The sequence below is a fragment of the Mobilicoccus massiliensis genome (genome assembly GCF_000826525.2).
Lineage (GTDB): Bacteria > Actinomycetota > Actinomycetes > Actinomycetales > Dermatophilaceae > Mobilicoccus > Mobilicoccus massiliensis.
In genome coordinates, this window is record NZ_LN651331.1 from 843413 (window position 1) to 859407 (window position 15995).

Here is a 15995-nt window from a genome sequence, read left to right on the forward strand (position 1 = left end):
TGACGGGCCGACCCGTCCGGTTCTAGTGGGCAGACCTCGCGTGCGAGGCGCTGCTGTTCTTCCGGAGACTCGCCGTTGATCGCGGCTCGAACGTCTGTGGAGTCCAGTCTACGCGGGGGCGCAAGCCCGTTCCGACGCGGCGTTCCCGGGGCGGCGGTGGCGACGCGCGCGATAGTGAAGGCATGAGCGCACTACCCGATTCTCTGCCGCTGGTCACCGACCTCGACGTCAAACGCTCCTACGCCGTCGACGCGAGCTTCGGGGCCACCGCCCCCGCCGACTTCGAGGTGGTGCGGGCCCGCGACACCGACGACGTCGTCGAGGTCATGCGGTATGCGAACGCTCACCGGATTCCGGTGGTACCGCAGGGTGCTCGCACCGGCCTCAACGGAGCCGCGGTCGCCACCGAGGGCTGCATCGTGCTCAACACCGAGCGGCTCGACACGGTCAAGACCGTCGATCCGCTCGAACAGATCGCCGTCGTCGGTCCCGGCGTCGTCACCGAGGAACTCAAGCAGGCCGCCCGCGCGGAGGGCTTGTTCTACCCACCCGATCCGGCGTCGGCGGCCTCCTCGACGCTCGGCGGCAATGTCGCGACGAACGCCGGTGGGTTGTGCTGCATCAAGTACGGCGTCACCGCCGACTACATCCGCGGACTCGAGGTCGTCCTGCCCGGCGGCGAGGTGATCACCACCGGGCGTCGCACCGCCAAGAGCAGCGCCGGGCTCGACCTCACGGGCCTCTTCGTCGGCGCCGAGGGCACCCTCGGGGTCGTCACGAAGATCGTCACGAGGCTCGTGCCGGCGCCCGAGGACGCGCTGACCGTGCTCGCCACCTTCCCCGATCTCGAGGCGGCGGCGCAGGCGATCGTCGCGCTGCGCCGCGACCCGCAACCACCGTGCCTGCTGGAGTTCCTCGACGCGTTCGCGATCGCCGCCGTCCAGGACCTCGCCGACTACGGGTTTCCCGAGGACTGCGGCGCGGCCCTGCTCGTGCAGTCCGACCGCACGGGCCACGTCGCGGAGGACGTCGCCCGCTACGCCACGCTCATGGAGTCGGCCGGAGCCGACGAGATCGCGATCGCCGACGACCCTCAGGAGTCCGACGCCCTGCTCGCCGGCCGTCGCGTGCTCAACACGGCGCTCGAGGCCAAGGGCCCCAATCTCATCGAGGACATGTGCGTGCCGGTCGGCGAGCTGCCCACTCTCGTCACCCGAGGGCGGGAGATCTGCGCGGCCCACGGCGTCGAGGTCACCCTCCCGGGCCACGGTGGCGACGGCAACCTGCACCCGTCGACCTACTTCGACCCCACCGATCCCGACTCCAACGCGCGCGGGCACGCCGCGTTCTCGGACCTCGTCGACCTCGCGATCTCTCTCGGCGGCACGATCTCCGGCGAACACGGCATCGGCACGATCAAGGCCCCCTACCTGCGTCGACAGGTGGGCGACGCGGCCATCGCGCGGATGCGGGCGCTGCGAGGCGTGTTCGACCCGCACGGCATCTGCAACCCCGGCAAGTCCTACGCCTGAGGGCACCCGGCCGCCGACCTCGGCCGGCATCTCGCGCAACAAAGACCGGTCACTGACCCCGGCCTGCGAGGTCGCGACTGTGTTTCCACTGTTCAGCGCGCCGCGGCCGAAACGCGCCCCGGCGGTGACCGGTCTTTGTTGCGCGAGTTCTCCGGTGGCCCCCACCCAGGCGACGGGTGCGCGCTCCCGGAAGGTGCGTGGTGTCGGGTCAGCGGGCGGTGGACCCGGTGCCGACGCGCTCGGCCGCGACGTGCTCGTCGCGAGCGGTGCCACGTCGACGCGCCAGTAGCGCGTCGATGCTGGCGCGCCCCGGGCCGACGACGACGAACATCGCCGCAGCCAGGCCGATGGCGGCCACGAGTTCCCAGCCCTGGCCGGTGACGAACACCCCGTTGTCGCGGTGGACGAAGAACCAGGCGCCCACCATGACGAACACGACGGCCAGGCCGGCCACTTGGGTCAACAGGCCCAACACGAGCAGGATGCCGCCACCCAGCTCGGCCACGGCGGTGAAGACGGCCGCGACCTGAGGCAACGGGACCCCCATCTCCGCGAACGCGCCGCCGGTGGCCTCGAGCCCGTTCTGGGCCACCTTCTGCCAGCCGTGGGCGATGAGGATGGCGCCGAGGATGACTCTCGCGACGAGAAGCCCGGCGTCGACGACGGCAGGAGGGACGGGGACGAGGCGCGCGGTCGGCATGAAGGGTCCTCTCGAGGGGGCGATTCACATACATGACGCATCACCCATCCTTCGGTGGTCACGGGCTCGATGTCAAGCCGTCCCTGCCACCTCCTCGCGGCCCCGACGCGACGCACCGCGCGCGGTCACAGCCGATGGCTGGGCGCACCGTGGACCGCCGGCTGGGGATCTCACCGCCGGTCGACCACTGGCCCGATCCAGCCCCGTGGCTCGAGAGGTGGGTGTGAGGCACGGCTGGACGGCCCCCGGCACGGTCCGCGATTCCCCCGTTCGACGACGCGATACCGAACCCCGCGAGAGGATGACAATCTCGACCACCCCACGAGCAGGAGGACAGATGGATCTCAGCCAGGCCCGCGAATACGCCCACACGGCGATGCCGCAGGTGATCGACGATCTGCGCACACTGGTGGGGCACAGCTCGATCGCGTTCCCGGGATTCCCCGACGCGCCGATGAAGGCCATCGCCGACGACCTCCTCGGCATGTTCCGTCGGGCCGGGGTCGACGACGTGCGGCTGCTCGATCTGGGCGAGGGCGCCTACCCGAGCATCTTCGCCGAGATCCCCGGCCCCGAGGGCTCCCCCGTCGTCACCCTCTACGCGCACTACGACGTGCAGCCCGCGCCCGAGGGGCAGGGGTGGACCACCGACCCGTGGACGCTGACGGAGAAGGAGGACGGCCGCCTCTACGGCCGCGGTGCGGCCGACGACAAGTCCGGTGTCGTCGCCCACCTCGCCACCCTCGCGGCGTTCGAGGGCAGGCCGCCGGTGACCGTGCGCCTCGTCATCGAGGGCGAGGAGGAGACGGGCAGCCACATCGAGGCCTATGTCGAAGAGCACCCCGAGGACTTCCGTTCCGACGTGTTCGTCGTCGCGGACTCCGGCAACCAGCGTGTCGGCGCGCCTGCCCTGACCACGGGCCTGCGCGGTGACGTCTCGATCACGGTGCGGCTGCGGACCATCGAATCGGCGCTCCACTCCGGCCTGTTCGGCGGCGCGGCCCCCGACGCGCTCGTGGCGATGATCCAGCTTCTCGGGTCGATGTACGACGAGACGGGGGCCACCGTCATCGAGGGGCTCGACTCCTACGAGTGGCCCGACGGCGACCTCGACGAGGCCGACTTCCGCGCCAGCGCGGGGGTTCTCGACGGGGTCGAGCTCAGCGGGTCGGGGCACCTCGCGAGTCGGCTGTGGAGCCGTCCAGCGGCGACGGTCATCGGCATCGACGCCCCGCCGGTCGCGGGCGCGTCGAACATCGTCATCCCGGAGGCGACGGCGCGGATCAGCGTGCGCATCGTGCCCGGTAGCGATCCCCAGGCCCAGCTCGCCGCGATCGAGACGCACCTCAAGGCGCACGCCCCGCGCGGTGTCCAGCTCGAGATCGGCGACCACAAGGTCTTCGGAGCCTGGAAGGCCGCCGAGGGCGGACCGGCGACGAAGCTCGCGGAGCAGGCGATGACCGAGGCGTTCGGCGCTCCTTGCGAGTCCCACGGCTCGGGTGGCTCGATCCCCCTGGTGCAGGTGCTGCTCGACACCTCCCCCGGCTCGGAGGCGATCCTCTGGGGAGCCGAGGACGAGGAGAAGGCCCGCATCCACGGCCCCGACGAGTCCGTCGACCCCAAGGAGATCGAGGATCTCGTCGTGGCGCAGATCCTCCTGCTGTCCCGGTTGGGGGAACAGCGACGCTGACCGTCCGTGGCTCCGCGTGGGCCCGCGGGATCGCACGCCGATCCTGTGGGCCCACGCCCGCCCCTCGGGGTCGCCGGGCCACGAAGCCGGCGAAGGTCAGCGCTGGAGCGTCCGGCTCGGCGACACCCCGAAGTACTCCTGATACTGCTGCGCGAACCGGCCCGGATGACCGAAACCCCATCGGCGCGCGATGCCGGCGACGGTGTCCCGCGTGGGGTCCGCTGCGATGAGTTCGTGGTGAGCGCGCGTGAGGCGGACGCGCCGGAGGTGATGGGTCGGCGTCGTGTCGAGGTGCCGGGCGAAGGCGTGCTGGAGCGCCCTCGTGCTCGGCCCCGCCGCCGCCGCGATGTCGGCGAGGCCGAGAGGCTCGGCGGCGTGGGCGTCGATGTGGTCGAGGGCGCGTCGCAGGGCGGCCGGGGCGACTCGACCGGGGCCTCCCGACTCGTCGTGGGTCATCGCCGTGTTGGGAAAGACACCGAGCGCCGAGGCGGCGACGACGTCGACGAGCTGGGCGCGTACCAACGGCGATGCCACGGCCGAGTCGGGCGCTGCAAGCTGGCGTTCGACGTGATCGATCGTCGCCCACCAGTAGCGGCTCATCGACGCGGAGACCGGCCTCGAGCCGGTGAAGCGGAGATCGCCGGGCGCCATCCCGGTGGCGGCCTCGGCGCATCGGGTCAGAACGCCCCAGTCGAGTGGCAGCGCCCTGAGGTCGTAGTCGGCGGTCCAGCCGATGTGGGCCCCTCGTCCCGGTGAGAAGATGCTCGGCTGCCCGGGCCCGAACCGCTCATGACTCCGGCCGTCGTCGACGCGGAGCACACCGCTTCGCGGCAGGATGCACAAGAGGTGGTCGAAGGAGCGTGTCTCGGCGTCCCCTGCGACTCCCCAGCGGAAGTCGTCGATGCCGAGTCCCGGGACGGAGATCCGGTCCACCTGTAGCCGGAAGGCGGGTGCCTGCCGCTCGTTGCGGATGGCGATGTTCGCGTACGCCTTCGCGAAGAACTGCTCGGCCGCGTCGGGGTCGGCAGCGGTGACGCGGTGTCGCTCGGGCGAGACCCATCCAGAGCCGTTGGCACGTGAATCGCCGCCGGACTGCCCACCGTTGAGCGCCATGGACTCAGCATGCGCTATCCGACCCGCGCGTGTCCTGTCCGGATCGCGCCGGTTCGCGCCTTTCGATAGTGGGCTACCTCGCGGCGCGTTCTTTCCTCAGGGGGATGGATGAGACGTGGGGGGCGGTGTCTCGGCCTGCCCGCGGACGCCGCGAAGGACATGCGAAGGGAGGGCTCGCCGTCATGCGCTCACGGCTCGCCACCCGGCTTCCGGCCTTCATCGCCTCTCTGGGTCTCCCGGCCTTCTCGCGGCCATGGGACGGCGCCACTCGCTCGTTCTCGTCGGAGCGGGTTCCGCGTGAGGGTGGCGATCGTCTCGACGTGGTCTGTCGACGAGCACACCTCATCTGCCCGGCTGTTCGCGGCGTGGTGGTCACGGCGCACGGAACGGGGATGCCGTGGAGCGTCGCCACCGACGGGTCGCGCCGCATCGGTGAGGTCCTGGAGACGACCGGAGACGGGCCGGGGACGACGGCCTGGAACACCGGGCTTCCGGTCGTCGTCGACGATCTGCGTGCCGATCCGCGCTGGCCAGGTTTCACGCCTCTCGCCGCCGACGCGGGACTGGCCGCGGTGGTGGCCGTGCCCCTGCAGGTTCGCGGGCAGACGCTCGGCACTCTGTCGTGTCTGTCCGACCGGGTCCGCTCGTGGGAGACCTGGTCATCAGAGTTGGTCCTCCTGACGCACCTCGTCGTCGGTGCGATCGTGGCCGACGCCATGGAGCTCGAGGACGACTCGCCCGCCGTAGGGGCCACGCAGGGAAGCGTCACCGCCGCGGCGGCCGGTGTTCTCGCCGTGCGTCTCGGGACGTCCGTCGAGCAGGCCGCTCTTCTGATGCGGGCCCGCGCGTTCTCACGGGGAGAGCCGCTGCACCGGATGGCCGAGAACGTCGTCGACGGCCGGACCACGCTCGTCTGACCTCCGAGGAGCCGCGTCGCACCCCGGCCGCTGTTCGCGCCAGTCGGACTGCCTCCCAGGCGTATTCGCTCATCCGATACGGGTATGGCGTGAGCGCCCCCGCCGCGATCCTGTCGTTCTATGATGACCTCTACGCCTCACGCATCCAGACCGCCCGAGGGGGGTGACCGAGGCGCCCCCGTCAGAGCGTCAGGAGCCCTGATGTTCCTCGAGACCACCGACACCGGCGCTCTGCTCGGGGCCATGGTCGAGCGTTACGGGGACATGCGGCTGCGTGCGGCGACTCCGGACGCACCTCTTCGCATCGAGTCGAGGCAGGCCGGGCTCGTCTCGCTCGAACGACTGCGCATCGGTGGCCGCCTCGATGTCAGCTGCGGTCCCTCCAAGGTGTTCGCCTTCGCCCGCGTTCGCTCCGGATCGGCGGATTACGGCGTACGTCCGCGGGGTGTGCACGCGGGCCGCGGCGATCTGGTCCTCACCGCGCGACCGGGCGAGACGTTCGAATCCGACACTCGCGGCATGGACTTCGACGGCATCTCCATCGCTCCCGGTGTGTTCGACGAGCTCGCGGAGGCCGAGAGCGGAGGCAGGGTGCGGATCCTCGGCCCTCGTGCGGTCTCGGCCGCGGCCACACGCGACTGGGTGCGCGCGTTCTCCTTCGTCCGCGATTCCCTCGGTCCGCCGGGTGCGGTTTCGGGCGGCCTCGCCCAGGGGGGCTCGGGCCCTGCTGCCGAGCTCGTGGCGGGCCCACTGGGCCGCTACCTCGCCGCCGTCACGTTGACCGCGTTCCCGAACGATGCCGTCATCGAGCCGACCCACGTGGATCGTCATGACGGTCACCCCGCGACCCTGCAGCGTGCCGTCGCGTTCATCGAGGCCAACCCGGATCTGGATCTGGCCCCCGCCGACGTCGCCCGTGCCGCGCGCGTGAGCCCTCGGGCAGTTCAGCTCGCGTTCCGTCGCCACCTCGGCACGACGCCGATGGCCTACCTGCGCCGCGTCCGGCTCGACCGCGCCCGCGCAGAGTTGCAGGCCTCGGTGCCCGGCGACGGTCTGACCGTCACCCAGGTCGCCGCCCGTTGGGGTTTCCCGCGTCCGAGCCGGTTCGCCGCTCTTTACCGTGAGGCGTACGGTCAGTCACCCGGCCGGGTGCTGCAGGCCCGGCGCGGCGGATCCGATCACGAGGGGTAAATTCTCGGACACTTCGCTCTGAGGTCCACGAGGCTTCGCTCAGGACGCTAGACGCCCATCCGGGCGCAGTCGAGTCTGATCGCATGACGACGCCCGCCCCCTCGCCGCTGACGATCGTCCCGCGCCTGGCAGACGCGCTCCACGAGGGAAACGAGCCGGCCGTCATGGTCGCGAACCTGCTGCGCACGTCCGTCGATCATGCGGACGTCGAACGGGCCGCGGTCGCTCTGAGCGACGATGCCGGGCGACTGGATCTCGTCGACGCCACCGATCCCGTGGCGCGCGAACTGCTCCGAATTCAGTCCGCGCACGACTGCGGCCCCTCGGTCGAGGCGCACGCGTCGGGCCGGCGAGTCACCTGCGACGGTGCACTCGAGATGCTGCGGCGCTGGCCGCGGTGGACGAGCGCCGCGGTCGCCGCCACCGTCACCGGTGTCGTGTGTCTCCCCCTTCGCTGTGGTGACGAGGTTCTCGGCACCCTCGACGTCTACACCGCCGGCGACGCCACGGTGGCGTCGGCGAGCCTCACGGCGCTCGAGACGTACGCGGCGGTCACGGCCGTCGGGCTCCTCACGCGCCGCCGCCTCGACGAGCAGGGCCTCCTCGCCGAGCAACTCCGCCGTGCACTCGACTCCCGCGTCGTGGTCGAGCAGGCCAAGGGCGTTCTCTGCGCCTCCACGGGAATGCCGTTGTCCCGAGCCTTCGGGGTCTTGCGTGCGCAGGCCCGGCACGAGCGGCGCCCCATCGGCGACGTCGCGGCCGAGGTCGTCGCGACCCTCACGGGTCCTCTTCGAGGCCACGGGGCCGCCGCGGCGACCGCACCCTGTTGACGGGGCCGACGAGACCGGCCCGGTCGGCGGCCCCCCTCCGGCCGTGACGCGGCAGAGCGGATTCAGCGCGACGGCATCACTGCCGGGCGCTCCTGACGCGACGGTCAGGCGGTGTCGAGGCGCGCGAGTTCCTCATCGGTGAGGTCGATGGCTGCGGCGGCCGCGGAGTCGGTGATCGACTGGGGCCGCTTGGCCCCCGGGATGGGGATGACGACTGGGGCCTGCGCCAGCTCCCAGGCGAGAGCGACCTGCTGCGGGCTCACGCCGCGCTCGTCGGCGATCTCGGCGAAGGCCGGGTGCTGCTCGGCGAGCTGCTTGGCCTCGTTCAAGCCACCGAGCGGTGACCAGGCGAGGAACGCGAGTCCCAGCTCGGCGCAGAGGGCGATCTCGTCGGCGCTGCTGCGAAAACGAGGGTTGAACTGGTTCTGCACGCTGACGAGCCGGGAGCCGAGCACGTCACGAGCGATGCGGATCTGCGTCGGATCGACGTTGGAGACACCGACCATGTCGATCTTGCCGGATTCGGCGATGTCGCGGACGACCTCCAGCGTCTCGGTGAAGTCGCGCGTGGGATCGGGGCGGTGGAGCTGCCAGAGCGCGATCTGCTGGACGCGCAGACGAGCGAGGCTGTCGTCGACGGCCCGGCGCAGGTGCTCGGGGCTGGAGTCGAGCTCCCAACCACCGCCCTCGGTGCGGACGTGGCCGCCCTTGGTCGCCAGCAACACCTGCGAGCGCACTCCCAACTCGTCGAGCAGACCCGCGACGAGGGTCTCGTTCTGGCCCATCCCCGAGGCTCCGTCGATGCCGTGGCCGTAGGCGTCGGCGGTGTCGAAGAGCGTGACGCCCGCATCGAGCGCGGCTCGCACCGTGTCGAGCAGTTGGTCACGCGGTGGTTCACCGTCCTGGTTCATCGTCATGAGCCCGAGGCCGACCGCCCCGACCTCGTGGCGGCCGATCTCGTCGTTGCCGATGGTGCGAGTGCGCATGAGGTTCTCCTGATCGGGCGGGTGGCGGAGCCGGAGGTGTGTGCGTTCACGGTAGTCGCGAGTGGGGGATGCGCCACTCCAGACTGCGAGCGCCGGAGCGGACGGGTCAGAGGCGTTCGAGCAGTGCCTGTGCGTCCCAGGGAGCATGGCAGTGGCCGTCGTTGTCGAAGTACACGTAGACGTCGCGGCCGGCGTCGCGATGGCCGCGAAAGCGCGCGGCCCATTCGTCGAGAAGGGTGCCGCCGCGGTACGGGCTGTCGTAGAGACCCGCGGGCCCGTGGAGCCGGACGTAGACGAAGTCGGAGGTCACCGCGTCCAGGGCCGCGAATCGTCCGCCGGTGTCGGCGACGACCGTCGCGACGTCGTGCTCGGCGAGCAGCCGGATCGCGTCGTCGGACTCGAAGGAGCGGTGCCGCGGTTCGAGTGCGTGCCGGAGGGGCAGGTCGACGACCGGGTCGAGCAGGACGCGGTCGCCGGAGATCTTGTCGTCGTGTCCCGCGGCGAGTGCTGCCGCCTCGGTCGTCGTACGCGGCAGCTCGGCGAAGAACGCCGCGAGCAGGGCGGGGTCGAACACCTGGCGTTCGGGCAGTTGCCAGAGGAACGGGCCGGTGTGCGCGCCGAGTGCCAACACGCCGGAGGCGAAGAAGTTGGCGAGCGCCGCCCGGGGGTCGCGCAGCCGCTTCATGTGGGTGACGTAGCGGCTGCCCTTGACGGCGAAGACGAAGTCCTCGCGCACTCCCCCGGCCTCACGCGCCCACTTCTCGTACGAGCTCGGCCGTTGCAGCGAGTAGAACGACCCGTTGAGCTCGACGGTGTCGAAGTGCTCGGCGTTGTAGGTGAGCTCGGCCCGCTGCGGCAGACCGGCGGGGTAGAAGTCGCCACGCCAGTACGGGTAGGTCCAGCCCGACGTGCCGACCCTGATCCGCGCCATGCGACGAGGCTAGAGCAGGCCGGCGGAAGTGCGGCCATCGAGGCGTTCGACGGCGCGGTCGGCGAGGATGGGGGTGGCCGCGCACAGGGGTTGTCGCGACATCGCGGCGATGTGTACGGTGCTCACATCGTACTCGCGGGCCGCGCGAGACGCGCGAGAGGATCACTCATCATGACCACCCCCACCACCCCGTGCCTGTGGTTCGACGGCGACGCCGAGGAGGCGGCCGAGTTCTACGTCTCCGTCTTTCCCGACTCCCGCATCACCGGCGTGCAGAAGATCGTCGATGCCGATCACCCCACCGGGATGCCGGTCGGCTCGGTGCTCGCGATCTCGTTCGAACTCGAGGGCCGGCCGTTCTTCGCCCTCAACGGAGGGCCGGGATTTCCGTTCACCCAGGCCGTGTCGTTCCAGACGTTCTGCGCGACCCAAGCCGAGCTCGACGCCCGTTGGGACGCGCTCGTCGAGGGCGGCGAGCCCGTGCAATGCAGCTGGCTCGTCGACCGGTTCGGGCTCAACTGGCAGGTCGTGCCGCAGGCGTACGCGGACGCGGTGGCCTCCGGTGACCAGGACGTCATCGGTCGCGTCCACGCCGCACTGCTGACCATGGTCAAGCCCGACGTCGCCGCCATCGAGGCCGCGGCGCGGGGCGAGTGACGTGGCCGGCCACCGCATCTTCGGGACCCCGCTCGCCGACATCCACCCGCACTACGTCGCCAAGGCGGAGCGCAAGGGGCACACGCGTGCGGAGGTCGACCTCGTCATCCGGTGGCTCACCGGTTACGACCAGGCCGGGCTGCAGGAATCGTTGGAGCAGAACACGACCCTCGAGGACTTCTTCGCCGCCGCCCCCGCGATGAATCCGAAGGCTTCTCAGATCACCGGATCGATCTGCGGGTACAAGGTCCAGGAGATCGAGGACCCGCTCATGCAGCGCATCCGGTACATGGACAAGCTCGTCGACGAGGTCGCCCGCGGCAAGAAGACGACGTCGATTCTGCGCGGAGACGACCCGGCGGACTTCTGAGGCCCCGGGCGCGACACGAGGGCCGGGATCGGCGCGCCCCCCGCCTAGACGACGAGGGAGAGCAGCAGAGCGAACACGAGGCCGCAGACGGAGATGACGGTCTCCATGACCGACCAGGAGAGCAGGGTCTCCTTGACCGTCATGCCGAAGTACTCCTTGACCATCCAGAAGCCGACGTCGTTGACGTGGGAGAAGAACAGCGAGCCGGAGCCGATCGCGATGACGAGGAGCGCGACCTCGGCCGGGCTCTGGCCGGCGGCGAGGGGAGCGACGATGCCCGCGGCGGTGATCGTCGCCACCGTGGCCGAGCCGGTCGCGAGGCGGATGCCGACCGCGACGAGCCATCCGAGCACGAGGACGTTGAGATTGGCCCCCTTGGCGTACTCGGCGATGAGGTCACCGACGCCGGAGTCCACGAGGGTCTGCTTGAACCCGCCACCCGCGGCGATGATGAGCAGCGTTCCGGCCATGGGTGGCAGCGACTTCTCGATCGACGTCTTGATGCCCGCACGCCCGGAGCCCACGGCGTAGCCGAGGAACACCATCGTGGCGAGGGTGCCGAGGAGCAGCGCGACGATGGGGGTGCCGAGCACGTCGAAGGTCGTACGAACCGGGTTGCCCTCGGGCATGGTGATCTGGACGATCGCGCGGCCGAGCATGAGGACGACCGGGAGCAGCACGACGGCGACCGTCGTCCAGAACGACGGGGTGCGGCCGGCGCGCTTCTCGTCCATGGCCGAGACGTCCTCGGCCGTCATCATCGCGCTCGACTCGGGCGGCTGCTGCGGGCCGAACGGCGCGACGATCCGGCCGAGGATCGGCCCGGAGACGATCACGGTCGGGACCGCGATGACGAGGCCGAACGCGAGGGTGAGGCCGAGGTCCGCCTTGAGCGCGTCGATCGCGACGAGCGGCCCGGGGTGCGGCGGCACCATGCCGTGCAGCACCGAGAGGCCCGCGAGCGCGGGGATGCCGACGAGCAGCAGCGGGAGTCTGGATCGCCGCGCCACCATGAGCACGATGGGGATGAGCAGCACGACCCCGATCTCGAAGAACATCGGCAGTCCGATGAGCGCCGCCGCGCCGGCGAGGGCCCACGGCAGCGTCTTGCCCGGCACCCGGTCGACGATGCGGTCGACGACCCGGCCTGCCCCACCGGAGTCGACGAGCAACCGCCCGACGATCGCACCGAGGGCGACGAGTACGCCCACGTTGCCGAACGTCTCGCCGACGCCTTTGGTGAAGCTCTTGACGGCAGCATCGGGCGCCACCCCGGCAGCGAGGGCGAGCGCCGCCGAGCCCAGCATCAGGGCGAGGAAGGGGTTGAGCTTGGCCCACGAGATGAGGACGACGACGACCCCGATGGCGAGGAGCGTGGCGATGACGAGTTGAACCTGCGCGCCGGCCCCCGCTGCCGTCGCCAGGGCGGATGGACTGGAGAGGACGTCTGCCATGTCGGCATCCTTCCAAAACTCACCCGAATTCTGAGCTGGGAGAGCGACATGATCGGGCCGAGGGCCGGGCGCGCGGCGACCGGTTGGGCCAGGCGGGAGCGATCCGAGCCGCGGGGCGAGGAGCGCGGCTGGGAGGCGCCGCGCACCCCGCCCCTGGCCCCACGACTCCGGTGGCCACCGCCCATGGATCACCCGAGGCCGAGGTCACTCACCTCGAGCGCAGACGATCGAACACCCCGTACATGAAGTTCGTGCCGGTGGCGAGGGCGTCGACCCAGATGCGTTCGTCGTTGCCGTGCATGCCGATGAGCTGCTCGTTGGTGATGACGTAGGGGTACACGCCGTAGCCGGGGATGCCCTTCTTGCGCCAGGGGCCGAGTGACGTGCCGGCCTCGAAGAGCGCCGGGGTGAAGGTCGCCTCCGGGTAGGTCTGGCGCGCCGAGGCGCTGATGGCGGAGAACAGCGGGTTGTCAAGCGCGGCAGGTGCGGTGGCCCAGGTCTCGTCGAGGGTGGCGAGCTGTTCCTCCTCGCTCACGCCCTCCGGGGTGACGAGGGTGACTTTCACGTCCTTGTCGCGCAGGATCTGGCGCACGGTGGCGAGGAACTCGCGCGGCTTCTGCCCGCCGGGGACGGCGCGGCAGTTGACGCGGCAGGTGGCCTCGGAGGGGATGACGTTCTCCTTGTAGCCGGATTCCTCGATGACGTACGCGGCGGTGGTGCGCAGCAACGCCGAGTGCAGGTGCGGGTAGGCGGACCGTGCGACGACGAGCTTGGCGGCGCGCTCGCGCATGCGCTGGTCGCGGGCGTCGAGCAGCATCGAGATGGCGCGGGCGAAGCGGCGGTCGTCGGTGGCGTTGGCGAGGGCCGAGAAGTACTGCCGGGTGACCGGGGTGAGACGCACGGGGGCGAGGTGGTCACCGAGTTCGGAGACCGCACGCGAGAGGGCGACGATCGCCGAGTCGGGCATCGGCTTGGACGAGTGGGTGGCGGTGCCCTTCGCGGTGAGGTCGAGGTTGAAGTAGACCTTGTCCTGGCGCGTGACGGTGACGAGCATCGGGGTGGTGCCGTCGCGCTGGGCGAGGAACCAGCCGCCCTCGGTGAGCACGGCGCCGGCATCGAGCTTGTCCCAGTGCGTCTTGGCCAGCCATGCGGAGCCGTAGTCGCCGGCCTCCTCGTCGGCGTCGGTGAGCACGATGATGTCGCGGTCGAAGGTGTGACCTTCGGAGAGGTGCCGCAGGAGGGCGGAGATGAACGCGGCGTTCGCGCCCTTCATGTCGAGGGTGCCGCGGCCGTAGATCTCGCCGCCCTTGACGGTGCCGGCGAAGGGATCGACCGACCAGTTCTCCTTCTCCACGGGAACGACGTCGCTGTGACCGAGCAGCAGGATCGGCTTGTTCGCGCTGCTCGTGCCCTTGATGCGGGCGATGAGGTGGACGTTGTCGGTGATCGGGGTGGGGATGATCTCGGTGGAGACGCCGGCTCGTTCCCACACGGCCTTGAGCATCTCGGCGTGGGCGCGGGTCTTGCCGCCCTTGCCGAAGTTCTGGGTGTCGAACGACACCATCCGCTTGAGCAGGTCGAGGGAGTCGAGGTCGGACTTCGGGATGGTCGCGGTGGGCGCCGCGGCGGCGGTGGCAGGTGCGTCGGCGCGGGCGAGTCCTCCGAGCCCGAAGGCCGTGGCGCCGACGGCGCCGGCACTGCCGAGGAGGAACCCGCGTCGACCGACGGATCCGCGGGATGCCCGGTGATCCTCGGTGGCGATGTGATCGGTCATGTCGTGCCTCCTACAGGGGTGAGGGGAATCTGCCCATCCGCTCATGACGGGCACGCGCCGACAATGCGCGCGGCGCGTGGCGTCGGTGAGCGGCACACCCGCTGCGACGAGCGGTCACGTTGCGGCCGAACGGGTTTCGCGCCGTTCGGCCCGATCTCCGACGGGCGTCGGGGCGGCATCGACCCCGGGCCCGCGCGCCCACCCCCACTCGTCCGGCTCCCGGCGAGATGTGAGGACAGGCTTACCTCACAACGCGCCTGACCTGCAGACTCGCGCGCCGAAACGCATTTACACGGCTTATTCCGGGTGTAATCTTCGGGACATGGGTCCCAATGTCGACTTTCCGCTCTGGCTGCGCGCGACGCACCTGATCAACTTCGTCCTCATCGGCATGCTCATCCGCTCCGGCATCGAGATGCTCGCCTCACTCCCCCGGCTCTGGTGGCGCAAGGACTGCGCCCCCGGCACCGAGTGGCTGCGCTTCACGCGGCGCAAGCTGCCCAAGGAGGAGGGCGTCTACACGTCCCTGATGGATGAGATGTCCGTCTCTCCGCTGTTCGCGCTCCCCGGGCGCGAGAACATCGGCCTGGGTCGGCACTGGCACGGCCTGTCCGTGATGCTGTGGGTCCTCAACGGCCTCGTCTACGTCACGTTGCTGTTCGCCACGGGCCTGTGGCGGCGCATCGTGCCGACCTCGTGGGACGCGGTTCCCGAGGCGTGGGAGTCGGCGAAGATCTACGCGGGCCTGCACGCACCCTCGATCGAGCACTTCCAGCCCTACGACGCCCTGCAGATGTTCGGGTACACGTTCGTGATCTTCGTGCTCGCGCCGTTCATGATGCTCACCGGCCTGGCGATGTCCCCGGCGATTCGCAGCCGCTTCCCGCGGTACGTGAGGTTCTGGGGCGGCCACCAGGGGGCGCGGTCACTGCACTTCATCGCCATGGTGCTCATGACCGGGTTCGTCGTCATGCACGTCGGTCTCGTGTTCCTCGTCCACCCCGAGCACAACGTGGCGCACATGATGATCGGCGACGTCGACACCGCGCGGGCGGCGCAGGCGTACACGATCGTCATCGCCACCTTGATGATCGTCGGCATGTTCTGGATCCTGCTCAGCTACTGGAGCCTTGCCGATCGCGCTCGCACGCACCGCATCCTCGTGCCGCTCACGGAGTTCGGTCGCAAGCTCTTCCTCAACCACCTGCGGCCGCGCAACACCCGTCAGACGGCGTACACCGACGACGACATCTCGGAGTTCCACTGGACCAACGGCCTCCCGCCGACCGAGGACGAGTCGGTCGAGTGGGTCGAGGGGCGTGACAACGGTTGGGCGAACTGGTCGATCACGATCGGCGACGACACGAGCGGTCGCAGCCGGGTCCTCACGCTGGAGGACATCAAGGCGTTGCCGCAGACCTCCTACATCGCCACGCACACGTGCATGCAGGGCTGGTCGGCGACCTCCCGGTGGACAGGCGTGCGCCTGCGTGACCTGCTCGCCCTGCTCGGCCCGAAGCCGGAGGACGCGCAGTACGTGCTCGTCGACTCCCACGGCCTCGCCCAGAAGATGTACGACAACCGGCCGCGCGAGCCGTTCTACGCCTGCTTCGACCTCGACACCGCGTTCGAGGACGACACGATCCTCGCCTACGAGCGCAACGGGCACCCCATCGAGAACCACCTCGGGGCTCCCGCGCGTATCCGGGTCGAGTCGAACCACGGCTACAAGCACGTGAAGTGGGTCCGGTCGGTGCGGTGGATCCACGACTACGCCGACTATGGTGACGGCCGCGGCGGCACCCGTGAGGACTCCGCCCTCCAGGCTCTCAACGGAAGGATCTGATCGG

General features: G+C 70.3%; 14 protein-coding genes. 8 read left to right on the top strand and 6 right to left on the bottom strand.

Features of this window, described 5'->3' with window-relative positions:
* Window positions 1–182 precede the first annotated feature (182 nt).
* Complete coding sequence (locus BN1197_RS16605) at window positions 183–1532, top strand: FAD-binding oxidoreductase (RefSeq protein WP_040162041.1); 1350 nt, start codon at window positions 183–185, stop codon at window positions 1530–1532.
* A 208-nt stretch (window positions 1533–1740) separates the two neighbouring features.
* Here BN1197_RS16605 and BN1197_RS16610 read toward each other — a convergent pair whose 3' ends face one another.
* Window positions 1741–2232 carry a DoxX family protein gene (locus BN1197_RS16610; RefSeq protein WP_040162045.1) on the bottom strand — a complete coding sequence of 164 codons (492 nt, stop codon included), beginning with the start codon at window positions 2230–2232 and terminating at the stop codon, window positions 1741–1743.
* Between the two features lie 337 nt (window positions 2233–2569).
* On the opposite strand from BN1197_RS16610, the gene BN1197_RS16615 reads away from it, so the two are divergent.
* Window positions 2570–3922, top strand: coding sequence for a M20/M25/M40 family metallo-hydrolase (locus BN1197_RS16615; protein WP_040162048.1), 1353 nt, complete (start codon window positions 2570–2572; stop codon window positions 3920–3922).
* Between the two features lie 96 nt (window positions 3923–4018).
* Here BN1197_RS16615 and BN1197_RS16620 read toward each other — a convergent pair whose 3' ends face one another.
* Complete coding sequence (locus BN1197_RS16620) at window positions 4019–5035, bottom strand: helix-turn-helix transcriptional regulator (RefSeq protein WP_052466886.1); 1017 nt, start codon at window positions 5033–5035, stop codon at window positions 4019–4021.
* A gap of 182 nt (window positions 5036–5217) precedes the next feature.
* On the opposite strand from BN1197_RS16620, the gene BN1197_RS16625 reads away from it, so the two are divergent.
* The 3 genes from BN1197_RS16625 to BN1197_RS16635 all read left to right on the top strand — a co-directional run bounded on the left by BN1197_RS16625 (window position 5218) and on the right by BN1197_RS16635 (window position 7973).
* On the top strand, window positions 5218–5952 hold the full coding sequence (locus tag BN1197_RS16625; protein WP_052466887.1) for a GAF and ANTAR domain-containing protein: 735 nt from the start codon (window positions 5218–5220) through the stop codon (window positions 5950–5952).
* Window positions 5953–6153: 201 nt separating this feature from the next.
* Window positions 6154–7143, top strand: coding sequence for a helix-turn-helix transcriptional regulator (locus BN1197_RS16630; protein ID WP_052466888.1), 990 nt, complete (start codon window positions 6154–6156; stop codon window positions 7141–7143).
* A gap of 83 nt (window positions 7144–7226) precedes the next feature.
* The gene (locus tag BN1197_RS16635) at window positions 7227–7973 is read left to right on the top strand and encodes an ANTAR domain-containing protein (protein ID WP_040162051.1); all 747 of its coding nucleotides are present in this window, start codon (window positions 7227–7229) and stop codon (window positions 7971–7973) included.
* 104 nt (window positions 7974–8077) lie between these two features.
* On the opposite strand, the gene BN1197_RS16640 is transcribed toward BN1197_RS16635, so the two are convergent.
* On the bottom strand, window positions 8078–8959 hold the full coding sequence (locus BN1197_RS16640; RefSeq protein WP_040162054.1) for an aldo/keto reductase: 882 nt from the start codon (window positions 8957–8959) through the stop codon (window positions 8078–8080).
* A 106-nt stretch (window positions 8960–9065) separates the two neighbouring features.
* The gene (locus BN1197_RS16645; RefSeq protein WP_040162055.1) at window positions 9066–9890 is read right to left on the bottom strand and encodes a DUF72 domain-containing protein; all 825 of its coding nucleotides are present in this window, start codon (window positions 9888–9890) and stop codon (window positions 9066–9068) included.
* A gap of 171 nt (window positions 9891–10061) precedes the next feature.
* On the opposite strand from BN1197_RS16645, the gene BN1197_RS16650 reads away from it, so the two are divergent.
* Complete coding sequence (locus tag BN1197_RS16650; RefSeq protein ID WP_176489784.1) at window positions 10062–10547, top strand: VOC family protein; 486 nt, start codon at window positions 10062–10064, stop codon at window positions 10545–10547.
* Between the two features lies 1 nt (window position 10548).
* Window positions 10549–10917 (top strand): DUF2200 domain-containing protein, encoded by a 369-nt coding sequence (locus tag BN1197_RS16655; RefSeq protein WP_040162058.1) that lies wholly within the window; start codon window positions 10549–10551, stop codon window positions 10915–10917.
* A gap of 44 nt (window positions 10918–10961) precedes the next feature.
* On the opposite strand, the gene BN1197_RS16660 is transcribed toward BN1197_RS16655, so the two are convergent.
* Both BN1197_RS16660 and BN1197_RS16665 read right to left on the bottom strand, forming a co-directional pair.
* On the bottom strand, window positions 10962–12371 hold the full coding sequence (locus BN1197_RS16660) for a GntT/GntP/DsdX family permease (protein WP_040162060.1): 1410 nt from the start codon (window positions 12369–12371) through the stop codon (window positions 10962–10964).
* A 208-nt stretch (window positions 12372–12579) separates the two neighbouring features.
* Entirely contained in the window at window positions 12580–14145 is a 1566-nt protein-coding gene (locus tag BN1197_RS16665; protein ID WP_040162061.1) for a M20/M25/M40 family metallo-hydrolase, read from the bottom strand.
* Between the two features lie 322 nt (window positions 14146–14467).
* On the opposite strand from BN1197_RS16665, the gene BN1197_RS16670 reads away from it, so the two are divergent.
* Window positions 14468–15991, top strand: coding sequence for a molybdopterin-dependent oxidoreductase (locus tag BN1197_RS16670; RefSeq protein ID WP_040162063.1), 1524 nt, complete (start codon window positions 14468–14470; stop codon window positions 15989–15991).
* Window positions 15992–15995: the final 4 nt, after the last annotated feature.